Source organism: Microbulbifer variabilis (genome assembly GCF_023716485.1).
Lineage (GTDB): Bacteria > Pseudomonadota > Gammaproteobacteria > Pseudomonadales > Cellvibrionaceae > Microbulbifer > Microbulbifer variabilis_B.
The window spans coordinates 1,955,798-1,979,816 of the sequence record NZ_CP092418.1; the positions used below are offsets into that span (position 1 = coordinate 1,955,798).

Sequence of the window (24,019 nt, forward strand, 5' to 3'; positions counted from 1 at the left end):
TAGCCCTCCTAAGGACGAATTAGGGGCGTAAATAGTAGCTCTCCGGCCCCCAAGGTGGCCTCAGAGTGCTCATCAACTTGGTGGGCACCAAGAGACCAGTAGAGATTGGCGTTGCTACGCCAGGGCTGGAACCAACGGTTGGCGAGCCTTATAAAGCTCACTTCGAAGCTGGACTTACCAATCTCGGCCAGGGTCAGGGAATCGACCTCAACGGCGGGTTTACCATCGAACAGGCTTGAGTGATGTCTATAAGTGCCACTGAGTCTGCAGAAAGCGCCTGGACAAATACCGGCATGAGGTAGGTGAGCAAAGCGCACCACGGCATTTGCCTCGGCATTACTGGAGGGATCTTTCAACATCAGGTGGCTTAATAGCATGCCGCCCTCCTGAGGTGGGGAGGTGACCTCTTCGACAAAGCCCCTGATTTCAACAAACTCTCCCTCTGGACTGGCTTCTAGCTTCGATAGTTCTATATTTTTACCATTGGGAAGCGTTGTCGAAAAAGGCATGGTGTAGATATTTTTCTGAAGGTTTTTGGTCTCTCTATCGGAATTAAGGCCCTCGCAACCAAGCGCAAGTCGATAACAGGCAGCCTGGCTAGCGATGGCGATGCGGGTGAGAAAGTGCGCATCCACCGCGAGATCGCCAAGCCTCTCCGCCAGGCCGCCACTACCACGTCGCAATAATTCGGTGATTGTGTTGTGTATTACAGCTTGAGCGCTTGCGAACTGGGGGAGCTTGCTCTCAATATCTCCGGCCAGAAACAAGCACGCCTGTTTGATCTCCACTGATTTTCCAAGAAGTAGGGCGCTGTAAATACGCTTGTGACCACTTTTAAGTAGGCTGGAAAATACTTTTATAATCGTTTTAATGGAATGTATATTGCGCTTGGAAAAGTCGGTACTAGCTGCTTCAGTATCTAGAGCAATATTGAATTGAGCATGTGTTAGCGCGAGTAGCCCTCGACTTAGGCACATGATGACAGCATCTGCAACACTGTTTAATCTCAGGGCCATTGAAGATGTATTTTCTGGAAAATAAGCCTTTAACAAGTCTATATTTTTTATCTCCCCATTAGCTAATCTGGCCATGGATTCCTGCAGGTTAATTCTCTCGTCCAGGCCTGCAATTTTTTTGCGTAAACGCGTGAGAGTCTGTTCTGAGAGCTTATTACCAGCTAATTCTTCTGCTTTAACGAGAATCTTATTTAACCGATTTTCGGGGTCCATACTGCGAATTCGCCGCTCGAGGTTTTCAGCCCATTGGTTTCGACTCTCGCCAATAGCAATGCCACGCAGCACAAACAGAAACTCTAAACCCATACGGTGATGCAGAGTGTGCAGATAGTTGGTGCTTTCTAAGAGACCTTGAAGATTGCGATACTCACCATAGCCCAACCCTATACAGAGCCGTGCCTGTTGATCTAGTTCTTTCCATGAGTGAGATAATATCGATTGTTGAAGAGTCAGGACCTCGCGAAAGAGTTTCAATAATTCAGTAGGCTGTTTGTTAAAGGCAGGGAGTAAATCAAACCGGGCACGCTTTAAAGTATCTTTGAGTGGGTAGGGGCTTTCATTGGCCATTGGCATCGGTGTCTCCTGGATGCGATGGGTGGCTCAATATTTACTATTGGCGGAATTGCAACCTTTTCTATTTGGCATGTTATTAAGCATAGTAAATTGTTGAGCGGATATACTTTCGGCGGCTTATTTGCTTTGATGCTTACTTGGGGTTGGGGCTTATATAAAGATAGGTCGGTCTGATTAAGTTTAAAATTTTAGGTTTTCAGGGGGTATTTTAAAAGCCCTTTAATTCAACGATTTTATTGGATTGAAAAAAGGGTGCGGTATTTATAGTTCTATAGGTCTGAGCATATGAGCTTCCCGTCAGGCATGCTGTTGAGAAATCTATCCCTTATTTCAATTTTCACTGGTTATTGAGGTGCTCATTGCGCTGGGTTTGGCGCTCTTTATTTGAGATGTGAATATAAATATATTTCTATTTCCGATTCATTATAAGGGGTGGCATATTGGTTACAGTTAAAGCTTGCTATATTGGGCTGCGCCTAAATCAAGGTGTTTCTTGGAGATCCCAGGTTTCATCTTAAATATTCATTAAGAGAGAAATAAATATGTCACAGGTAAGTGATGACGTAGATTTGGTGGCGGAGAAAAGTTCCAGTCCAGTGGTGGTGAAACTTTCATTAGCAAAAGCTTTCAAGCATAGTGCTCAATCTATTCGCGAAACTCAGAATACGTACAAGCAGAATGTAGTTGCAATAAACACTCTGGTGACTAGCGTTTTGTCCTCAAGCTTGCCTACCTTAAATCAAAATCCGCCGGATTGGAGTGAGTTTGTAGAGGCCTATACACAGGCCAATACCGACGCGCTCGATTGGGTAAATAATGTACTGGCCAGGCTTCTGGATGTGCCGAGTGAGGTGCAAAGTTACAACGGTATTATCAGTCAGTTGTTGCAGGATGCTTTAACCCAGGCGAATACACTCAATAGTGACCCAGGTAATACATCGGCTCTTAATATATTGAAGAACGACCTGGATTCAATCAACTCTCAACTGGGTATTGTTTCGACCTTTATCAGTGGCGCAGTTCAGGCAATTCAAGGGTTTCAGGATAAATTGCCTGATATGGCGACTCAATTGCAGTCAATTGCCGATAAGTCTGTTCAGGATGCGCAGGCCGATGAACAGCAAATTGCTGATTTAAAGAAAGAAATAAAAAATCTTCAGGCAGATATCAAATCACTGACAACAAGCATTGTTGCTCTTGGTATTGCGGATGCTACTGCTATTTCTTTGGGTACTGTCGCTTCTATAGTAGCCTTCCCTGAAGGTCTGCTGACCTGGTTCGTTATGGGGCCGGTAGCTGCAGTGGCAAGCACCTTTATTGCATTGGATGCTGCCAAAATTGTTGCAGACCAAAAGAGCATCAAGGCTAAGCAAGCAGAAATGAATCTGGTAACTGCAGATGTATCAACTCTTCAGATGTTGTCGCAAAGCTTTGGGCAGCTCGCTGAGGAGACCCAGCAGGTAGAAGATAATTTGCAGGCTGTATTGCAAGAGTGGCAAACTCTTGAAAGTGATGTATCTGGCGCCATTAGTGACATTCAGACAGCCATTTCTGACGAGGAGGGCGCTAACTTCTCGGCCGTGATCAATGACCTCAATGATGCGATCACTGAATGGGATGATGCCTATTCCCAGGCGGGCAGCTTGTATCTTGAGCTTAATGTGAATGATGCAGATCTAACAATTGGCATGAGCTCAGATCAGGTTCAGTCTGCTTTTGCCAGTGGCAATGCGGTTGGAGTAATTCAATACTACAACAGCCTCTAGAAATAGATAACGCAATATTAATTCAAAGGCTTATTTCGAGGGAAATAAGCCTTTTTTATTTATCAATTAAAAAATCTATCTATTTTTCCTGCTGTTATACTTAGGTTATGAGGAGTTGGCTTCTACTCTTCGTAGCGGATTTCAGTAATAAAATAAGTCTGCCATTTTTCCCCCTGACGAATATCTATCTCATCGTCGAGTCTGCGCCCTAGCAATGAACGAGCTACGGGAGAATCCATAGAGATCAGGCCGGCTTTTACGTCAAACTCATCTGGGCCAACGATTCTGTAGCTTATGACTACACCTTCTTCATCTTCCAATGTGACCCAGGCACCGAAGAAGACTTTTTCACGGTCTTCAGGCACTTGATCTACTACGGTGATTTCCTCCAGGCGTTTGGTCAAAAAACGCACACGGCTGTCTATTTCCCGCAGGCGCTTCTTGCCGTAGATATAGTCGGCATTTTCCGAGCGATCGCCCAGTTTAGCGGCATCACTTACCGCCTGGGTGACTCTTGGGCGCTCCTCCTCCCACAGATGCTTTACCTCGGCGCGCATACGTTGCGCGCCCTCCGCAGTGATATAGCGGGAGCCGCGCGGGCGCGGCGGTCTCCATCTTCCCATGGTTTTACTGGCTTCCTCTCAAGGTCTGGGATGATTGATTACAGATTTTCAATGGTAATTCCGGGGCCGGCTTCAGCCAGGGGAAAATTGAAAATACGGCTGTAAAATTCCAGCTCTCCCTCCAGGGCCATTTTGATGCTGTCTCCACTACGGAAGCCGTGCCCTTCATTGGCAAAGGTGATATGGGAAACCGGAATACCGCGCTCTTTCAGGGCTCTCACCATAGTTTCCGCCTGGTTTGGTGGTACTACCTTGTCTTCCAAACCTTGGAAGAAAATCACCGGACAACTCAGTTGCTCCACATGATGAATAGGAGAGCGTTGCTGATAGATTGCTTCGGCGGATGGCCAGGGGCCGACTAATTTGTCCAGGTAGCGGGATTCAAACTTGTGAGTGTCTTTAGCGAGACTGCTCAATTCACCGATTCCATAATGACTGGCCCCGGCTTTGAAAGTGTTGTGAAAAGTTAGTGCTGCTAACACGGTATAACCGCCTGCGCTGCCACCTTTGATCAGAAGCCGCTCTGGATCGGCCAAACCCTGATTGACCAGGTATTCGGCGCCTGCACAGACATCTTCCACATCATAGATGCCCCACTTATCGGTAAGGCGGTCACGGTACTCGCGGCCATAACCGGTGCTACCGGAATAATTCACATCCAGAATGGCGAAGCCGCGGCTGGTCCAGTACTGTACTTTCAAATTGAGGCCGGCAGAGGTGGCTCCAGTGGGGCCGCCATGGCTAAAAACAATAAGCGGAGGTTTTTCGCCCTCTGGTGCCTTGAAGTCCGGGTTGTGTGGGGGATAGTAAAATCCGTGTACTTCTCGCTCATCGACATTGAAAGTAATGGCCTGGGCGCTGGAGAAGAGTTCGGCAGGCAGTGAGCGTTTGTTACTGCTGGCGATTGTCTCAAGGGCCTCACTTGCCAGATCAAAAGAGATTATTGCAGGGAAGCTGTCTCTTGCGGCGGCAATCATAATCGCTTTGCCATTTTCACAGCGCAGGCTCTCGATATCACAGTAGGGCTGCTGGATCAGCTGGTGTTCACCAGTAAGGGTATTTACGCTGGCCAAATACCAAAGGCCATTCTCGGTGTAAGTACAGAGAATTTCCTCGGCACTGATAAAGCCATAAGTGGACATGCCAAACACCCACTGCGGTGTGGCGAATTCTGCCTCTTTTTTCCAAAGCGGAGTATCTTGCCCCAGCTTGCATAAATTCCACCAGTTGTTGCGGTCAGAGACATAGTAAAGTTCTCCCAATGGCGACCACTGGGGTTGGAAGATGGATTCGTTATCTCCGCCGGCCACTTGTGTGACCTCGCTGACCTCTCCTTGATCACTCAGAGTGGCCAGGCACAGTTCGGTGCCATCCCAAGGCAGGTTGGGGTGATGCCAGCGCAAGAAGCTCAACTGGTCTCCGCTGGAGTTCAAGGTGGGGTTTGAGTAGAAGTCTGCGCCTTCAACCAAAACCCTTGGGGGGGTAGTCAGTGGAGACTGTAGGTCGATGGCGATAATTCGTGCGCGTGCTTCCTGTCCCTGAGCGTGGCCGCTGTCGTCTTCTTCAATACAAATCAAACGATTTCTTTTTGTGTCGAGGTGCAGGTCCGCATAGCGGGATTCGTTTTCTGGAGTAATGGCCTCAGGCAGGTCGCTACCGATTTTCATCCGGTAAATACGCTGATCCTCTGCAAGTACAAAGTACAGGGCGTCGCCGTGGACAAGGTAGCTACCACCGCCATATTCGTGCGCCTTGGAACGAATACTCAGCGGGGTGGGGGTGAGATCGCGCCGGCCCTTTTGCGGGCAATACTGCACCAGAACATTACGCCCTTTTTCTGAAGGGCGCGACTCTAACCAGTAGTAACGCCCATCCACCAAGCTGGCTTCCGCCAGGCGAACACTGCCTTCAACCAATAATTCTGCGTTGATTGCAGATTTCCAGCTGCCATAAGGGGTGGAGTTTGTTATGGAGTGATCACTCATCGGATACCGGTTTCCTAAATTAGATTTTTTTGCATTCTGCCGGGCCTGTTTTAGCGATACAAGGTGCCTTTTTACGGGTTAAAGCCTGTGTTAGTCTTTGGTGACCAAGCAAGCGCTTGGTGGCGGGGTTTGGTACCTCCTTCATTAACCCCAAAGTATGGATGCGGCTCAGGGTATTTCGCGCACGGATGAGGCGCAGGTACTGAGAGCATGGCAATCAGCGGAATTCGGCAAAGCCTAGTGTGCCGAACCTAAAGCGGCCCAAATAAAGATAATTCAGGAGAGCCTGCGATGTCCGATGAAGTGGTAATCACCTGCGCCCTAACCGGGGTGCTCACCAATCCGCAACAACACCCGGTTCCGGTAACGCCGGAACAAATGGCAAACTCAGCCCGCGAAGCCTTTGATGCCGGGGCTTCGGTAATGCATGTACATTTTCGGGCTCAAGAGCCGGGCAAGGGGCATCTTCCAAGCTGGGAACCGCAAGTGGCGTTGGAAATTGCCGATGCAATCCGGGCTAAGTGCCCCGGAGTTATTTTAAATTTTTCCACCGGCACTATCGGTCGGGACCAGCGCGGACCTCTCGAGTGTGTGCGCGCAGGTAAGCCGGAAATCGCCGCTTGCAATGCGGGCAGCTTGAATTACTTAAAAGCCCGTTCCAACGGCACCTGGGCCTGGCCGCCGATGGTGTTCGATAATCCGGTAGACAAGGTGGAGGAACTGCTGGCGGTATGTCGTGAAACGGGTACCAGGCCAGAGTTTGAGTGCTTTGATGTAGGTATTGTCCGCTCCGTTGGTATGTATGCCGATGTGGGTATGGTAGATAAGCCCAACTATAACCTGGTGATGGGGGTGGCTTCTGGTATGCCAGCGGATCCCGAGCTGTTGGAGTTGCTGCCTAAATATATGCGTACAGATAGCTTGTGGCAGAGTACTGTGATTGGGCGTGAGGAAATCTGGCCGGTGCACCGCAAGACCGCGGAGCTGGGCGGCCATTTACGCTCTGGAGTAGAGGACACTTTCTATTTGCCCGGTGGCGAGCGCACTTCTGGTAATGGCCAGTTGATTGAGGCTTTGGCCGTGATCGCAGAAGAGAGTGGTCGTAAGGTGGTGTCTCCAGAGCGGGCGCGGGAAATCTTCTGCTAATTCTTTTCAGTGCATAGACCAGTGGGCCCTCAGTGTCACTGGTCTATCTCTCAGAGCCCACCTTCTGTCGATTTTTCCCCATTTTATGCCTGCTCTATCTTGCTTGGGCGCCAAGAGCCGAGAATCCTTTTCGCCTCCCTTTCCAGCTGGTCTGGATTTTTTAAGCGCCGTAGAACCAAGTGATTCTTACTTTTCCTGCAAAAGGTCCGCTTGGTTACCTACCAGATAGCACTGTAGCGGCTGCTAGTCTTTAGTGGGGATAGCCGTTTCCAGCGGTTGATCTATGCATAAATATAGGCTGTGCCAGGGAGCGGTGGATGCAAGAGTTGTTGGACCGAATAATCAAGGCGATTGATTGGGCCAACCGGCTTTTGTGGGGAGGGATTGAAGGGCAGTGGTGGCTCGGTGTCCTGATTATCGCTTTGTTACCTATTGGCCTTTACTTTTCCATTCGCAGTCGCTTTATTCAATTCCGCCACTTTGGTCATATGGCGATGGTAATGGTGCGCGGTATTCATAAGGATCATCCGGGCTCAATTTCCGCGTTTCAGGCGTTTGCCACCAGTGCCGCAGCACGGATTGGCACCGGTAGTTTGGCGGGTGTTGCCGTGGCAATTACTGCTGGGGGTCCTGGGTCGGTTTTTTGGATGTGGATGGTGGCTTGGCTCGGTATGGCCACCAGCATGGTCGAAAATACCCTCGCGCAAGTCTATAAAGAGAAAGGTGAGCAACCTGGGACCTTCCGTGGAGGACCGGCTTACTACATCAAAAAAGGCCTAGGCCCTAACTGGAAGTGGCTTTCAGTAAGTTTTTCCATCTTCTTACTGATGTGCTACGGCTTTGTCTTCAACTCCATTCAATCGAACGCTATGGCCACGGCCCTAAACGACGCCTGGGAAATCAACCCCATGCTGGTCGGGGTTGTGGTAGCCGTGATTGCGGGCATTATTGTGTTTGGTGGTATCCGCTCTATCGCGCGCTTTGCCGGAGTGGTGGTGCCTTTTATGGCTATCGCCTATTTAACAGTGGCGTTTATGGTTTTGCTGATGAACTTGGGGGAGTTGCCCAAGATTCTGGGTATGATATTAAGGAATGCTTTTGGGCTGGAACAGGCTGGCGCAGGAGCCCTGGGGGCGGTAGTTTCCAATGGAATAAAGCGTGGGCTATTTGCCAATGAGGCGGGGCTTGGCTCTTCACCGAATGTGGGTGCAGCAGCGGATGTTAAGCATCCACTAGTGCAGGGCTATGTGCAAATGGCTTCCGTTTTTCTAGATACCATTGTTATCTGTACCTGTACCGCGGCAATTATTTTAGTTGCCGATGTGTATATGGTGGGCAATGTTGAGGGAGTTAAATTAGCTCAGGACTCTCTGTCTAGCGTGGTGGGTTCCTGGGGAAGTGGTTTCGTGGCGTTTGCACTGCTGTTTTTTGCCTTTACTTCGATTATTGGTAATTACTATTACGGTGAAACCAATATTTTTTATCTTTACCATACTCCCACTTCTATATTTTGTTATCGGATAATTTTTTTAATTTTTATCCTGTTTGGTGCCTGGGTTTCTTACAGTGGAAGTACTGAGAATTTTACCTTGCTCTGGCGCATGGCAGATGTGGCGATGGGATTTATGGCCTCTACCAATATATTGGCTATTACCTTGCTCTCCGGTGTCGCTTTCAAAGTGCTGGGAGACTATGAAGCACAGCTTAATCAAGGAATTAAGGAGCCGGTGTTTGATGCGAGAAAATACGATATTAAAGGGATTGATCACACAGTATGGGATCGGAATTGAGCTCGCTGCCCACTGAGCTGTGAGCACTGGCTTTGTGGGCAAATTGAATAAAAAGTTGTATTAGAGAGTAGGCTTTTGAATTGCCAGATAAAAAATAAAGCCAACCTGCACCATGGCCAAAAGAGCCGCGATAATGCGTGTGCGTTGAGGCATGGATTGGCGCAGTGCGAAGAATCCGGCAATCACATAACCGAATACCAGTGCAACCTTTACCGCAAGCCAATGAAAAACAGCCGGATTCCAGCTTCCGATAACAACCAGCGCTACAGCCGCAGATAACAGCAGGGTATCATTGGCATGGGGCATCCAGCGGAGGAAGGTTTTTCTCCAGTGAGGCTTTCCTGAGAACTCCAACCCCATTCGCAACAGAAAAAGAGAGAGGCTAAGTACTGCGGCTGTGATATGGGTATGCTTAATCAGTGTGTAGGTAAACATCTATAGAGCTAAAGGGTTGTTTCAAATTAAATTTCTTAGTCATGGTGTAAAGGTCACCAAGTTTGCTATGAGCGCAACTAGAGCCACTGCTGATAATAGCGACTCATCGAGATTCTGTACATCAAAAAGATAGAAGAGTATTTTTCTGCATAAGTAATTGAGCCCTATCCATATTCAATATTTATCAGTTATTGATAGAGGGGCAACCGGTTCCATGTTGACATTTGGATAAGTTGCTGGTGAGTTGCTTTCCGGTAATGTTCTCTAAGGCTTACCCCTATTTCTTTTAATCTTGGAGTGTTTGTTGCGTTCCTGATACAAGATTATGTAAGGGTCTGAGGAGATAAGAGGCCTTTATTAAATTTCAAATAATATCAACCGAGTAGATACAGGGTGTCAAAGATATTTGTTTGAGTGATCAGTGAGCTTTTGCAAAGCAACTTGCTTTCAAGAGATACTTTGACTTTACTATTCAGTCCTGTTCCTATCGCACGGTTACAGTTAGCCTACATCTGTTTGGTGGATATTCTTGAACTCTCTCCCATGGTGAGTAGACTGAACAATTTGAAATGGCCGGTAAATACGAGTGTTACTCGAGAGTCAGTGAGAGAAATTGTTTACGGCTTAGTGAAAGCTAATTTTCTTAAAGGATATGTCGATATGCTTAAGGCAGAGTATCGTGAGCGCGGCCCCGTGCCGCAGGATGTGATTGAGGCGGTTCCGTTCAATGAGCCGGAACTGGAAGAGGGGCAAGTATTACTGGAAATGCTGGCCACACCTATCAATCCCTCAGATGTACTCACGCTGACCGGTGAATATGGCATGCTACCGCCTCTGCCTGCCATTGGCGGGAACGAAGGTGTTGCCAAGGTAGTTAAGCAGGGTCCGAATGTGTCAGGCCTTGATATTGGCCAAACTGTTCTGTTGCCCGTTGGCAGTGGCACCTGGGCCACCCACATGGTGGCAAATGCTAAGGGACTTATCCCTCTGCCAAATGAGGTAGACCCCATACAACTATCCATGATTACCATTAATCCCCCAACGGCCTATCTCCTACTCAGTGAGTTCGTCGATCTGAAAGAGGGAGACTGGGTGATTCAAAACGCAGCAAACTCTGCGGTAGGAACTTATCTGACAAGTCTGGCAAAAATTCGTGGTCTGAAGGTTGTCAATGTAGTACGCAGATCCTCGCTGATCGAGCCAATGCTGGAAGCCGGTGCCGATGTGGTGCTGGTGGATGGTGATCAGGAAGGGGAGAGCCTAGCCAAGAGGGTTTTAGCTGCAACCGCAGGTGCTGAGATTCGCTTGGGTATAGATGCCGTTGGGGGAATGGCTACTGCTAGGCTGGGTGAAGCCCTTAGCGAAGGTGCCACACTGGTTAACTATGGTGCCCTGAGCGGTGAACCATGTCTGCTCGCTCCAGGGGTGATTATCTTTAAGGACATTACTGTACGCGGATTCTGGCTGGCCAAGTGGTTTGCTAATGCTTCACCTGAGCGGCAGCAGGAAGTGTTTGGAACCATTACGAGCCTCGTTGCCCAGGGTAAGCTTTCTGCACCCATTCATGCAACTTATCCCCTTAGCGAAGTGAAGGAAGCCGTTAAAGTTGCTGCGGCAGGTGAGCGTAACGGTAAGGTTCTTCTAATTGGTGAGTCGCTACACGTTTAACTTACAAGACATCTTCTGGTAAGAAAAACGTCACGCTGACTTATAGGTGCCCTTTTAGGGCACTCTATAGTAGGAGTTGCGGGGTAGCTTATTAACTTCAGGCTATCCTTATTTTACACTCTAATCAGCTAGTTAATTTTTCACCGGAGAAAATAAGAATCTGTATTTTATAGTTTTCGCAATTAATAATGCGTAAATATGTAGTCTGCTTTAGGAAAGTCCGCTAATTAAAATACTTTACCAGCCGCTCAGATCTTCTGTATCTTCACCCCAGGAGCTTGTAGTCTCTCGCTCTATAGTACCGGTAACAACCTCGCTGCCTTTTTCCATTTTGGTAATCTCCAGGTTATCCATAAAGTCCCATAAAGGAGATTTGCTAATGCGCAAGGCTTTTTCGCTGGGAATATGAAATGGTGGCCAGAACTGGTCTGGAGTATATGCGATATGCAAAAGGTGTTTGTCTGACAAATTTGTGTAAAAATTAAAACGCCAATTTAGACTTCGGTTACCGTCGATAATTTCGTACCAGTTTCTGCCCTTGAGTTTGTATTCTTTAATTTCTTCTATGCTCCAGGCGCTAAAAACGTAATTGAATCCAGAATCAAGGAAATGGCCTAGATTATCTTTGTGCTTATTAAATATAAATTGCTTTAACTGGTTGTGATCAGAGAGGTCGAAGACTCCAGATTTGGATGGTTCCCGTATCTGGATCACTCGAATCTCGAAGCAAGCAGTGCCAACAATCCAGGTATCATTCGGCCCGACATCTACGCTGCAGCCGACATTAATAGGGTGAAATTCAAACCAAATATAGGGGCTTTTATTATCCCATAGGCTGCGCCCATCTGAAAATCTTGGGTAGCTTTCTTCAGCGTTAATAGGCGTATTGTATGGGGTATAATTGTACACCCCATAAGTTTGTATTTCCAACTTCCCATTAAATGATAGATGCCATTCGCCTAGGTCGTAATGATGTATGGGTAGCGCATCGAAGGGCAACCAGTAAATATCATTGAGTTGCTCAATAATAGGGTGGCCTAGATCCAGTGAGTCTACCTTAGCCATACTTAACCCCATCCTTCTTTGAAGTTTCTTACAAATCTTATAGCCGCGTCTGAGAAAGTACGATTATTGTCAATGCTATTCATATATTTATTTTGATAATAATTGCTGCCCCCCTGTATCATTTTGTCGAACTCAGACCAGGGCGCATCCATTTTCTGGAGGCCAATCACCGCGTTATCTCCATCCTTTACTTGGTGCACCTTACTGGCTATATCATCCAGGCTATGCCTGTAACTGGTCTTTTTCGTCTGTGCACCTACGGCTTCAATTTCCCGCATTAAAAGCCCTAGATTTTCTCGTGGATTGACAAAATAAAAACAGTGTTGCTGTAGTTTTTTCCCTCCGGCTATCTGGCTAAACTCTTTTAGGGTGCGATGGAGTATCTTGGCTCCTTCTCCAAAAACATACCAATGATGCTTTAAAGTTTGATCTCTCTCATCCCAAGGTAGAGATTTATATAAAAGGCGGGCAAGCTCTCGAGGTCCGGCGTCTGGCCCAGAGAGTTTCTGAGTCGCTGTTTTCCAGACTCCAAGCTCATCGACGAGATAGCTTGGAGCATAGTAGAGCGAAAAACAGTCGTTTAGTTGCTTTTGGTTTGCATTTCCTGAGGTTAGAAGATACTTACCATATTTTTTTGCGCTAGTTATTGCGCTGTAGGCTGTGCCATTAAATTCTGCGCCAATTGCCCCAATTACTGTAGGAATAGTGTCATCTTCAATAGGTTCAACTCCCCATCCTTCCCGTCCTAATTTCGAGAGATAAAATCCTGCTGGCAGAGACTCCGCTCCGGAAATTCCGTTGGCTCGCTTGAGCTCTGTGATATAAACACCAGCACCTCTATTATGACTATTGCCCTCTTGGTACACGGTATAGCTAACCTGTACAGCCCCTATATTTTCGCGGTGTTGAAAGCCATTAGTTTGGTTACTTTCGGAGGTGATTCCAGCAGCGGTACTGCTGAGCTGATTCATTTGGTTTGCCGTTTTTCTGCCCGCCTCCGAGTTGATATCGATCAAATCAATAAACCGAGGAAGCAGTTTCGGATCAATAAAGACAGGCTTTCCATTTTGTCCTTTAGTGGTTTCGTGGAAAAAGATAAAGCCTGTGTAGTCAATATTGTGAGGGTTAGTCATATACTCTCATCCCTGATAGTCGTTCACCATAGCGCTAAGGCGCTAAATCCATTGCGCGATCATATCATGGAGTGACTTGATATCTGCCAATCTAAACTACTGCCGATAAGGGTTTTTATGTGATTTATTTCACATAGAGAGAATGTGGTACGTGTGTGATATTTTGAGGTTGTGGGTGATGAGATTGAGAATCTTGCTTAGGTGTAATTGGCTGTAATTATCTGTACTGAGAATAACCTTGACATAGTTATCTGAGAGGAGGTTGGGTGTGTCCTTATTGGTTAAAGCTGTTGTTGGATTGCTTGATTTTCTGCAGTCTTAGCGTTTTTTTTGTGTTTTGCGATACGTATTTTTGCGATCCACAAATTATTTCCTATTTTTTTCTTGCAGAGAAAATTTCTGTAAAAACTTGGTTTACTGTTTGCTTTTTACTGCAAGTCCTATTCTTTTTTCTTTTTTCTTTTTTCTTTTTTTCGCTTTATAGAGGTTGGGAGGGGGCAGTTGAGGTGATGCTCTTCAGTGAAGTTGTTGGTCTGGATTTTATGGTTGGCTCTTAAATCCAGTTGTTTGAATTCATTATTTGGGTAAGAAATACAGCCCCCTTTGTATGGTTTTATTTCTCTTTTTGGCTGGTGATTTCAGTAAAAAATATAAATTATTTTAGCTATGTTGAGTGAGGGGCTTGGTCTGTTTTCCAGGTGCGGATATAAGTATGGGCTTATGTGCGGGTCAACTGTATGCTTTATAAGGGTTGGCACTATTAGCATGAACATGGCGTCTTTGATGTCTAATTAATTTATTTGGGGGCTTTCCTGTCAGATAAAAATAGAAGCTTTTGTTTCTTATGTGCCTATCCAGCCAACCAAATTTGGTTCCATTCTATGATTTAATTATTTGTTTGATTAATATCTAGAGGTTCCGACTTGGAATGTATGCCTTTCGCAAGGCAAAATAACAATAAAGTCACTATAGTGACACAGGTATATCATGACAATAAAAAAACAAATGATCAAATTATCCCTTTATGGGCGGCTAGTAATTCTTATGGTGGGCCTTTTTCTAGTTCCCGGCGTCAAGTCGACAACAACTCAGGGTGTTATACAGCTGTCCCTGCAAGAACAGTTAGATAAAGATGTGCCTTTCAACCATTCGCAATGGGTGGGTACCCACAACTCTTATAATGCGCGGGAGTGGGACAGTGCCTACTGGGCGGATCCCAATCAGGATATTTCAATCTTTGATCAGTTAAACTCCGGTGTGCGTGAGCTTACTTTAGATGTCGGCGATTACGGAACATTTTTTGGGGAGAATCAGCTGCGGTTATGTCATGGTGTCTGCTTTGGTGGTGAAAAAAAGTTTCGCCGTGGGCTGGAAAGTATTGTTCGCTGGTTGGAAGAGGGGAATGTTCAGTCAGTCATATTGTTGAAACTTGAAATAAATTCTGATCATTATGGCCAGATAGCCAGTCAGTTACGTGCTGAGTTAGGAAGCTATCTTTATGAGGCGAGTTTATCTGGAGGGGGATCTAATCGTTGTGCCGGTCTGCCGGTGGATTCCTTGAGTAAGCAGAATGTGTTGGATTCTGGAAAAAATATAGTCGTTGTAAATACGGATTTAATCTGTCCACAATCAGGGAGCTTTAGGTCTGTGGTACATCTCGGTTTGCAATATCAGGGGTTCCACAAAGACAAATTTAGTAAACCTACAGACCCCAATACTTGTGAGTTAATGACAACCTCGGCAAGCAAGCAAATGACGCGGTTACACGATCCAAGCACTCTTTATGGCATTGGTAGTGGTGGTAAAGGGCCGCAAGACAAGGAAATCACTGAGTCTAATGTAAAAAACTATCTTTCCTGTGGGCTCAATATATTTGAAATGTTCTGGTTCAATGGTGATGGTAGTGCGGGGCATCTTGAGCCCGAAGACCTACTCTGGTCTTGGGAAGGTACGGAGCCGAACAACTGGAATGGCAATGAGCATTGCGCAATTTCAAAGGCGAACGGTCGTTTTAATGATGTGGTGTGCTCCAAAAGCTATCGCTTTGCTTGCCGTGATGAAGGTGACTGGAAGATTACTGCTGCTGATGCGGACTGGTCTCAAGGAGAAGTGGCTTGTAAATATGAGTATCCGGGGTCAGTTTTTGATGTTCCATTCAATGGCTATGACAATGCACGCCTTATGAGTGCCAAGATCGGAGCTGGGGCTTCCACAGTTTGGCTAGCGTATCACGATCTAAATCAGGAAGGCCTTTGGCAAAAGGGTGTGAACAAACAATAGAATAATACTGCTGCTTCACATAGGAAGAAATCAAGGAGAGAGGTGGCCTTAATGATGAAGTAATATTTACCAAGTATTCTCGCAATTGTTGGGGGCTGGGTTTATCGCTTGTTCTTTGCCGAGAAAAGTGCAACACAGCCCCGAATTTCTATTGAATATTCTGAGAATCTACTTTGCAGGAAATTCTCCAGATCTTTCTGGCTGTCTAGGGTGTTAGAGAATATTCCTTTCTTGTTGTAGAAGGTCATTAATCGTTTGGCGATTGCACTTTTGTAAACACCTTCATGTAAAATTGTAGAGCCAAAGATAGTGCCATGATCTGAGAGTAGTTTATTAAGGTAATCTATGGCAATAAGCTTTTCTGATAGTCTCCCCGGTAAGCAGTGGAATAAATAATTAACAGAAATGGAATCAAATGGCTCTATATCATTAGGCATTTCACTCAGTACGTTTGTGTGAAATAGGATAGGTTTGTATCTTGCAACACGCTTTGCTGAGATATCCAAGCAGTTCTGGTTTAAATCCATAAGTGCCAATCTGATATGAGGTGAGGGGAAATGACATTTATCCATAAAATAGCCAGTGCCGACACCCACGTCCAAGTGGTTGACGCTTACATTTTCATCAAATTGCTGAAGAATTATTGGTGTAGGGCAGCGCCAAATAAAGCGATTTGATAAAAATAACACCCAAAAATCATATAGCCATAACAGTGTCTTGGAATATGCGGCTTGGCCCTTCCAGACTTCTTTACTTATTCTCATGATACTCTCCAAGCTATTGGGGTGGCCGATAGCTGATAAGGTTGCTCCTGATTGAGGATGTAAGCGTTTATCGTGGGAAACCCGCCAGAATCTTTTAATTGATCTCCTGAGTTTAATTATATGAATCGTACATTTGTGGCCTTTAAGGTCAGTATCCTTGCCTCGGTTTATGTCTGCGCCATCTATTGATGGATTGGTTGGACACAGTGGGATATAGCAAAACATGAAGATGTTGGTATGAAATGCTAATGGATTAATAGGTCATATCAAGGGAAAACCGATCAGTTACTCCAGGCATAAGTAGCTACAGATTAAAAAGAGTGGGGAAAATGAAGGTGAGCGATTATACGACAAACCACCGCCGTTTATTGGCCAGCGGTGGTGACATATGGCGTTAAGCCTGGGTAGTAAGGTATTTCAGAATATCGATAACTTGTGTAGGGCTCTGGGCCCAGGCTTGGGCTGAACCATCGACTTCTTTCAAGGCGTGAACCAAGGATTCATCGTGTAGGGTGATATAAGGCTTTCCCAGAGCCGCGCAGTAACCGGCATCGAATGCGGCGTTCCACTGCTTATATTTTTCTCCAAAGCGAATGATGGCCAGGTCGCAGTTCTCAATAGAGTATTTGATTCGGACGGCATTGACCTTGGCCGATTTATGATCACGCCAAAAAGAGTTGGACTCTTCACCAAGGCCATCACCCGCTGCATCACTGGCATCGTGATCAGTCACTGCGGATGAAAAGGTGATATCTAACCCTAGATTTTTGCAACCCTCTATAATTTGGGTTCTCCAGTTAGAATGAATTTCACCGGAAAGGTACACTTTTAGCTTCATGGGGCCGCCTCTTGGGATAATAAGCACTATGTATCGTATAGTTCGGCTTATTTTACATGATGCTGCAGTGGATAGGAAAAGACACGGTATTGGCTGTAGCCTCTACAGTGAATGTAGGGCTGGCCCTAAGGCCAGCACATTGAGCTTAACTTTAACTTTAAATTTAGAGTTTTTGCTTGATAAAGGTTACTTTATCGGGCGTTTTACCAGCTGGTAGCCGGGTAGAATGCATTTGGCGGAGTAACCAGTTCCCATCTACCTTGGCTAGGACGGCACTCTCCAGCCAGATAACATCCTCGCTTTTGTTTTTCTGGGTAAAGTTGGCTTTGTTCCAATAATTGACAGTCAGTAATTCGCCTTGCTGCTCGTAGTTGATGATGCTGAAGTAATTCGTTCGGGTGTAACCAGCGGGCTTAACTACATTAACAAGATCCTCTATAGTCCAGATCTCCCCATGTTCTAAAAGGATGAATGAATCAGTAACCGTATTTCTCATTGCCTGATGATCAAAATTTGACATGGCGGCAAAAAGTTTGTCGATGGTGTTAAAAGCTTCAGGCCTCTTGTCGGCGTAGCAGCTGGCGGTGACGAAGAGGAGTAGCAAGCCGAAGAAAGTTCTGGTCATAATGTGTATCTCCCTATACTCGTGCATTTTGATGTAAACCTTTGCAGGTCTGCAGTGATTATATCTTTGCAAAGCAATGGCCGGTCAATACTGATCTTATGTGGTTGGTATCTTGAGCTGTATTATTTAGGAAGGCTTCACCCATAAAGGCTCCCCTTTAATTCCTGTTATGTTTATTTGGGGGCTCGGCAGGGCTTTTGCCGGGTTGATGAGGTGGGCTTACTAAGGAGCTACTAATCCGGCCGGGATGCAGCTAACTCTAATATCGCCTGGCATTGAGATTCGATGGCGCTTGAGTCACAAGAGGCCTTTTTTGCACTCCATTGCAGTGCATGCCAAAGCACACATAGATATTTATAGATAAGCCGCCAATGGTAAAGGCGCTGCCTATCATCTCCATTTGGTGGGCGATGGAGATAATTGACCAGTAGCTGTTGTTGCTCCGCAGGGGAAAATTGGTGCTCCTCAACCAAAGCGGCAAGGTCATAAAATCGATCTCCCATGGAAGCATATTCCCAGTCGATTGCGATTAGCTCTCCGTTGGTACTTTCGATCAGGTTTTCTTTGGTAAGGTCATTATGACAGAGACTGGGAGTATCACTTACAGCCTTTAAAGCGCTAATACTGCTGGATAGTTGACCGTGTAATTGTTTAAGACGTGGATAGAAATCAGCTTGAGTATTAATCGATGACCAATAGCGGTCTATTTTCTGATCAATATCCAGGTGGTTCTTAACCGGCGAGAGAGAGTGAATGCTATTAAGTCGTTTGGCAAGCCGCTTCAAAGCGCTGGGGCCCTCTTTGTGCCAGGGCTGGCCTTGAATAAACCTTGTTACCAAATAGTGATAATGAGGGTCACAATAGATAAGGGGAGCACAGAGCCCGGCGCGAGAGGCCTGGTTGAGGACTTGGGCCTCTGTTGCCCGGTCGAGATCCAGCGCTTGGCTAAGTGGGGAGTTATGGCGAATAACCAGGAGCTCTTCCCCTGATGAAACTAAATAGGTTCGATTGGTCTGCCCACCTGCCAAGGTCTGTATAAACCTAGGTCTGGACTGGCTCCACTGATGCCAGTCGCAGGGAATGATGTCGCTTGGGCTTTGGCTCATAGATATAGAGAGGGCGAATTGCTACTGTAAAGCGGCGGAAGCTTGTCTTCCCGTTAAAGAGGTTAGTCCGGGCTGATTTTGCTTATTGTAGATGGATTTCCACTGGAAAAAGCCAATAACAACCAATACCACGTAGAGTAAAAAGAGGAGCGCAGTCAGGTACAACCCTCTATCCAGGTAAAGGTAGATGGAGGCCCCATCCACTACAATCCAGTAGATCCAGTTCTCCAAAACTTTGCGGGTCACCATATAGGTGGTGACCACAGCTCCCAAAGTGGTGAAAGAATCGAGATAGGGTAGGGCGGCACTGGTAAAGTTATCTAGCAGATAACCGAATACTAGGGTTAGCAGGAAAACACCACTAATCACCATCAAGTGGGTTTGCAGTGGCCAGCGATGAATTCTTAAATCTTTGTTTTTATCCTCGTGATGACGCCATTGCCACCAGCCAAAAATCGCCATGCCCAGGTAGAACACTTGCAGTGCTGATTCCATTAGCAGGCTGACATCCCAAAATAAAACTAAATAGATTGCCGTGCTGATAAAGGCAGCATACCAGCAGCTGATTTTCTCGCGCATCGCCAATAACAGGTAAGCAAGGGCGAGAACAACAGCTGCCACTTCCCAAAGAGACATGGCTGCAATTGAGGTGCGCAGAATTTCTAGGAGCTCTGAGTTAAGCATGGGGTTTTGCCGGGGCTAGGTCGCCATCAATAAATTTACAAACAAAAATAGCGCGTCCAAACTGCTCATAGGATTTGCGCATTTCTATTTTGAGAACATCCATTAGCAAATCATATTCGCCAAATACCTGAGTGCTCATAGTGTTAGTGATTACTCTCAGGCCTGAATGGCTATTCAGGCGTCCAATAAAGGCTCGAATACTGGGTATGTACTCATCTTTGAGAGGGTACATGCTGATTTCTGCGGAGAGCTGCATAGCTTTTCTCATTATTCACCGAGATCCAGGGGGTAACTATCCTTGGCTCTTATTTATCCAGCCCGATTAAGTCCGTGAATTATCAGATAGCTATGTATCTGATGATTCACGGGCGTTAACCATTGGCTATTTGCTAAATTACAAGGTGTCCTATTAGAAAGTATAAGTACCGGTTATCCCGGCAATACGTGGTTCACCCTGTTGATAATAAGCCTCTGAGGTATAGCCATTAACTGGGTTATTTCCAAAATAAAAGCCTCTGGTATAGTAATCCTCACCTGTCAAGTTTCTACCCCATAGAGAGACTTCCCAGTTATCAAGCCTATAGGTGAGGCGGGCGTTAACCAATTCGTATGCAGTGGATTTTTCATTGTGGCTATTAGAGAAGTAAAACTCATCCTTGCCTTCCAATTCCAGACGCAGTACCCAGTGGGTAGTGAGATCAATCTCGGTGCCAGTGAAGAACTGATAGCTTGGCGCATGAGCTACATCACGCCCATCCAGATTTACCGGTAGTACCGTACCGGTTTCTTCATCCTTCTCTGTATCTACGTGGGTACTGCTTATAAAGTTTTCAAACTCGGCGTTTAGCCAGCCTGCAGAAGCGAAGAGGCGCACAGTATCCGTGGCTTGGAAATTTATTTCCGCCTCAAAGCCGTAAGTTTCACCACCTGCTGCATTACCCAGGTATTCCCTAAACTTTTTACTTTCTGGATTAAAGAGTGATTGTTTGGCTTGAACATCGCTGCGGTCTTGGTAGAAAGCTGCTAGCTGCGCCTGTAGGCGGTTATCCAGCCAGTTGCCTTTGGCGCCGAGTTCGTAGTTAAGCAAATGCTCTGTATCAAACTCGAACATCTCCCTGTAAGTTTCTTCATTACCCGCGAACTCTGCGATGATCGCACCGTTCACCCCCCCTGCCTTATAGCCGCGTGAAACGGTGGCGTACAGTAGCGTGTCTTCAGAATAATGATATTCCAGGGTTATATTTCCACCCCACAAATCCTCATTGCTATCTGCCTTAGTGGAATAGGAATCAGAATAATCCGCGCTGCGTTTTTCCAGGCGAAGCCCGGTAATCAGGTTGAGAGCGTCGGTTAGTGTGGTGCTCAGCTGTCCGTAAACAGCGCTGTTTTTGGTATCAAACTCACTGCTAAAAAAACTGTATTCCGTGATTGTGCCTTTAGTTTTTCCTGAAGTCTGCAGGAGGTCTTCTTGCTCATTACGATGATAAACCCCCAGTACCCAGCTAGTGCGCCCCGCAAAGAGTTTGGAGCTTTCAGTGGAGAGCAGGCGTAAATCCAGGCTGGCGTTGTCTTTGTCCCGCTGGTAATTGTCAGTTTGGCTGTATTCCCAAGGGTGAAATCCGATATAGCTCCAGTCCTCATCGTATCCGTATTCGGTATCGGAATTGGCATGGCTTAGGGTGGCTTCAAGAGTGAAATTCTCGTTACCAGACCACTGCCCAGTTAAAGCGCCAGCCCAGCTTTCCTGCTGGTCCCGACCGGGCTTGTCGGAGAGGGTCTTGCGGGTATTGTATAGCGAGAAGGCATCGTAGCCGTTATCGGCGTCAAGGTAGAAAAGGGTGAGGCCGAGTTTTAAATCGTCACTGGGAGAATAGGCCAGCTTACCGCGCAGTACGGATTCATCAATATTGTTCGTGTCATCGCGGCCCAGGTACTGATTTTCCATATAGCCGTCGGACTTTCGCTCGCTGGCGGCTATACGGTAGCCAAGCTGCTCAGTCAGGCTGCCGCTGCTAATGGCGGTAAGGCTACGACCACCGTATTCACTCAACTCGGCGGAGACTTTGCCCGTTGTTTCTGAAGTGGGCGCGGCACTGTGCATATTGACCAGGCCTGCTAGGGCATTGGCACCATACAAGGTGCCTTGCGGGCCTCGTAGAATCTCGACTTGTTCTATGTCCAGGGTGTTGGCGGCCAGGCCAAGGCCTGTGAAGTCGATACCATCAATAACCAGGCCGACTGAAGGGTTTACTGGGTCGATAAATTGGCTGCGTTCACCGATACCGCGAACCTGGATAAAGCGTCCCCGTGAGGCGCCCGTAGAAAAATTGACATTAGGTGCCATGTTCAGGAGTTGGTCCAGGTTTCCAGCTCCGCGCGCCTCAATACTGCTGGTGCCAATTACACTGACACTGCCGGGTAGATCTAGCAGGTTGGTATCACGTAATTGAGCTGTCACTACCACTTCCTCAAGCCCGCCCTCCATGGGCTTAGCGGCCATTGCTAGCCCAGCGGACAGGCCAGCCACAAGGCCGATAGATTGAGCAATCGGGCGGATTGTGAACAGTTTTTTCATGGTTCTCTCTCGAATCAACACTAATGAAAGAGACCCGGAGAGCGACGAGGAGAGGGCTTTGGCACGCCTACCTATTCCTACGCCGGTATTAACCGGATCAGGTTCAAGGGTTTGCTTAAGGTGATCTTCTTGATCCCTTTGCATCTCAGGCCTTGGCCACCCCTTAGGTTTTTGCGGGCGCGATGATAGCAGATGTTTCGCCTTTTATGGGCAGGAAGGCGCTTTTGAGTAAGATTGTGCCGCCTGGCTATGGGGGATAGAAGTATTGGTATTGAAGGATATTCAATATAATTTTAGTTTTCGGTTGCCAGGTTATGGCTAGATTTAGGTGTTGGAGTAACAGTGAAAAATTGTCCCGGTTGTAATGAGAAGCCTATCTCTCTGATTGGCTGGTGTAGTGGTCTCAACTCGATAAAATGTGTCTGTAAAAGCTGCGGTTTGAATTTGTCAGCAAATTTTGTCACTTGGCTTGTAATGTTTGTCATTGTTGTAATGATGGGTGCAGTTGCTTATACCGCATTAGTTCACTTCGATGTGCATTTTAAGCAGGACCGGTGGTTGCTGATTGGTTTGATCTCTATCCCAGTGCTTATCGGATCGTTGCTGGGGTATTTGGTTGGTGGCTACAAGGTGCAGAAAAGGGGCGGTAGGTAGAGTAGGGTGTATACAAGTATTCATCGTGTGGTGACTTCCTACGTTGAAGGGGCTAATAGTGGCATTTCAAAGGCAGTGTCACTCTCTTGAATAGTAACTTTTGGCTATTGCCTCATGGTAGATTTGTAGAGAGAAATTGATGGAATTGGTAGTACAAGAAAAATTAAAAGCACTTGAAGCTGAGAAAGGTATAGAAATTTTATATGCCTGTGAGTCTGGTAGTCGGGCGTGGGGCTTTGAGTCGCCGGATAGTGATTGGGATGTACGTTTTATTTACAAGCGAGATCTTAACCACTATTTGACACTTGGGACTCCAAGAGATGTTGTAGAAGTGCCTTTCGATAAGACCTTGGGGGATGAGCTTGACCTTGTTGGCTGGGATATCAATAAAACCCTGGGACTGTTAAGGGGCAGCAATCCGACATTAATCGAGTGGCTGTTTTCACCAAAAGTGTATTTCAAACGGCAAGATGTTTTGGATGAACTTCGGAGCCTGGCACTCAAGTGTTGGCAGCCGCGAGCCTTAGCGCATCACTATATCAGCATGGGGTTTAATCATCATTTGAGGTTCGTGCAAGAAAAAAATAATGGCATCAAAGAAATTAAAGTTAAAAAGTTGCTATATGTAATGCGCTCAATTCTGAATGCGCTTTATATAAAAAGATTTCTATCGATCCCTCCAGTCAACTTTATGCAAATGTGCGGAGAATTGCTGGTGGGCGATCAAGAGGAATGGCTATTGGAGCTGATAGTCAATTTGATTGAGCAGAAAAAGGAGTTGAATGAACGCAGTTTGGTGATTCTGGATGCTCAACTTGATGATTGGATTAATGCCAAGCTGGATCGCGGAGTGGCTAACTCAATTGAAGACCGACCTAAATTAGATTTGCAAAGTTTTGATAAGGTTTTCCATTGGGTGCTTGGTGTAAATCTTAAGTGATATTTCTTTAAAGTTTGGGGCCTGGCTGATTCAGTTTGGATAGTGGGTATTTTATTCTCGGCTTCTCAGCTTTATTGTTTCCGAGCTTAAGTTAGTTCATTTTCCAAAAAATCAACAAAGACTTTTGTTTTTGCTGGCATAGCTCTACCTCTTGGAATTAGGGCGCTTACCGGTGGTCCTGGCACTGCTTTTTCAGGGGGCTGTTGAACAATTTCACCATTCCGGATGGATGTAAATGGATTGGTTAAACCTCCTGTAGTTTTCTCAGTAGATATTGCTTGTATTGTAAATGCAACTCAAGCATCAAGTTTTCTTCTTTCTATTTCACGGGAGGCCAGCTTTTATCATGACTC

19 protein-coding genes and 1 riboswitch are annotated in these 24,019 nt (G+C 46.3%); of the genes, 6 read left to right on the forward strand and 13 right to left on the reverse strand.

What is annotated here, in order from left to right:
- Positions 1 to 8: 8 nt before the first annotated feature.
- Positions 9 to 1,589 (reverse strand): hypothetical protein, encoded by a 1,581-nt coding sequence (locus MJO52_RS08810; RefSeq protein ID WP_252085567.1) that lies wholly within the window; start codon positions 1,587 to 1,589, stop codon positions 9 to 11.
- Positions 1,590 to 2,131: 542 nt separating this feature from the next.
- On the opposite strand from MJO52_RS08810, the gene MJO52_RS08815 reads away from it, so the two are divergent.
- A complete protein-coding gene (locus MJO52_RS08815) occupies positions 2,132 to 3,355 on the forward strand; it encodes an enterotoxin (HBL) (RefSeq protein WP_252085568.1) in 1,224 nt (407 codons plus the stop codon).
- Positions 3,356 to 3,477: 122 nt separating this feature from the next.
- Here the strand turns inward: MJO52_RS08815 and greB are convergent, their stop codons facing one another.
- On the reverse strand, positions 3,478 to 3,978 hold the full coding sequence (gene greB / locus MJO52_RS08820) for a transcription elongation factor GreB (RefSeq protein ID WP_252085569.1): 501 nt from the start codon (positions 3,976 to 3,978) through the stop codon (positions 3,478 to 3,480).
- Between the two features lie 38 nt (positions 3,979 to 4,016).
- Positions 4,017 to 5,963: a S9 family peptidase gene (locus tag MJO52_RS08825; protein WP_252085570.1), complete on the reverse strand. Its 1,947-nt coding sequence runs from the start codon at positions 5,961 to 5,963 to the stop codon at positions 4,017 to 4,019.
- A gap of 291 nt (positions 5,964 to 6,254) precedes the next feature.
- On the opposite strand from MJO52_RS08825, the gene MJO52_RS08830 reads away from it, so the two are divergent.
- A complete protein-coding gene (locus MJO52_RS08830; RefSeq protein ID WP_252085571.1) occupies positions 6,255 to 7,109 on the forward strand; it encodes a 3-keto-5-aminohexanoate cleavage protein in 855 nt (284 codons plus the stop codon).
- A gap of 317 nt (positions 7,110 to 7,426) precedes the next feature.
- Positions 7,427 to 8,899 (forward strand): alanine/glycine:cation symporter family protein, encoded by a 1,473-nt coding sequence (locus MJO52_RS08835; RefSeq protein ID WP_252085572.1) that lies wholly within the window; start codon positions 7,427 to 7,429, stop codon positions 8,897 to 8,899.
- 60 nt (positions 8,900 to 8,959) lie between these two features.
- Here MJO52_RS08835 and MJO52_RS08840 read toward each other — a convergent pair whose 3' ends face one another.
- Positions 8,960 to 9,334: a SirB2 family protein gene (locus tag MJO52_RS08840; protein ID WP_252085573.1), complete on the reverse strand. Its 375-nt coding sequence runs from the start codon at positions 9,332 to 9,334 to the stop codon at positions 8,960 to 8,962.
- A 660-nt stretch (positions 9,335 to 9,994) separates the two neighbouring features.
- Between MJO52_RS08840 and MJO52_RS08845 the strand changes: the two genes are divergently transcribed.
- Positions 9,995 to 11,002 (forward strand): zinc-dependent alcohol dehydrogenase family protein, encoded by a 1,008-nt coding sequence (locus tag MJO52_RS08845; RefSeq protein ID WP_252085574.1) that lies wholly within the window; start codon positions 9,995 to 9,997, stop codon positions 11,000 to 11,002.
- Between the two features lie 237 nt (positions 11,003 to 11,239).
- Here the strand turns inward: MJO52_RS08845 and MJO52_RS08850 are convergent, their stop codons facing one another.
- Positions 11,240 to 12,067: a hypothetical protein gene (locus MJO52_RS08850; RefSeq protein ID WP_252085575.1), complete on the reverse strand. Its 828-nt coding sequence runs from the start codon at positions 12,065 to 12,067 to the stop codon at positions 11,240 to 11,242.
- A gap of 2 nt (positions 12,068 to 12,069) precedes the next feature.
- On the reverse strand, positions 12,070 to 13,200 hold the full coding sequence (locus MJO52_RS08855; RefSeq protein WP_252085576.1) for a hypothetical protein: 1,131 nt from the start codon (positions 13,198 to 13,200) through the stop codon (positions 12,070 to 12,072).
- A 987-nt stretch (positions 13,201 to 14,187) separates the two neighbouring features.
- Between MJO52_RS08855 and MJO52_RS08860 the strand changes: the two genes are divergently transcribed.
- On the forward strand, positions 14,188 to 15,480 hold the full coding sequence (locus MJO52_RS08860) for a hypothetical protein (protein WP_252085577.1): 1,293 nt from the start codon (positions 14,188 to 14,190) through the stop codon (positions 15,478 to 15,480).
- Positions 15,481 to 15,581: 101 nt separating this feature from the next.
- Here MJO52_RS08860 and MJO52_RS08865 read toward each other — a convergent pair whose 3' ends face one another.
- From MJO52_RS08865 to MJO52_RS08895, 7 genes are all read right to left on the reverse strand, one after another.
- A complete protein-coding gene (locus MJO52_RS08865; protein ID WP_252085578.1) occupies positions 15,582 to 16,244 on the reverse strand; it encodes a class I SAM-dependent methyltransferase in 663 nt (220 codons plus the stop codon).
- A 394-nt stretch (positions 16,245 to 16,638) separates the two neighbouring features.
- Positions 16,639 to 17,082 carry a YtoQ family protein gene (locus MJO52_RS08870; protein ID WP_252085579.1) on the reverse strand — a complete coding sequence of 148 codons (444 nt, stop codon included), beginning with the start codon at positions 17,080 to 17,082 and terminating at the stop codon, positions 16,639 to 16,641.
- 163 nt (positions 17,083 to 17,245) lie between these two features.
- Entirely contained in the window at positions 17,246 to 17,707 is a 462-nt protein-coding gene (locus MJO52_RS08875) for a nuclear transport factor 2 family protein (RefSeq protein ID WP_252085580.1), read from the reverse strand.
- Between the two features lie 233 nt (positions 17,708 to 17,940).
- Positions 17,941 to 18,813, reverse strand: coding sequence for a choline/ethanolamine kinase family protein (locus MJO52_RS08880; RefSeq protein WP_252085581.1), 873 nt, complete (start codon positions 18,811 to 18,813; stop codon positions 17,941 to 17,943).
- Between the two features lie 21 nt (positions 18,814 to 18,834).
- Positions 18,835 to 19,497: a nicotinamide riboside transporter PnuC gene (gene pnuC / locus MJO52_RS08885; RefSeq protein WP_252085582.1), complete on the reverse strand. Its 663-nt coding sequence runs from the start codon at positions 19,495 to 19,497 to the stop codon at positions 18,835 to 18,837.
- Positions 19,490 to 19,765, reverse strand: coding sequence for a hypothetical protein (locus tag MJO52_RS08890; protein ID WP_353505475.1), 276 nt, complete (start codon positions 19,763 to 19,765; stop codon positions 19,490 to 19,492). The genes pnuC and MJO52_RS08890 overlap by 8 nt, the downstream gene beginning before the upstream one ends.
- 141 nt (positions 19,766 to 19,906) lie before the next feature.
- A complete protein-coding gene (locus tag MJO52_RS08895; RefSeq protein WP_252085583.1) occupies positions 19,907 to 22,072 on the reverse strand; it encodes a TonB-dependent receptor in 2,166 nt (721 codons plus the stop codon).
- Positions 22,073 to 22,129: 57 nt separating this feature from the next.
- A riboswitch (TPP riboswitch) is annotated at positions 22,130 to 22,246 on the reverse strand.
- Between the two features lie 619 nt (positions 22,247 to 22,865).
- On the opposite strand from MJO52_RS08895, the gene MJO52_RS08900 reads away from it, so the two are divergent.
- The gene (locus MJO52_RS08900) at positions 22,866 to 23,666 is read left to right on the forward strand and encodes a nucleotidyltransferase domain-containing protein (protein ID WP_252085584.1); all 801 of its coding nucleotides are present in this window, start codon (positions 22,866 to 22,868) and stop codon (positions 23,664 to 23,666) included.
- Positions 23,667 to 24,019: the final 353 nt, after the last annotated feature.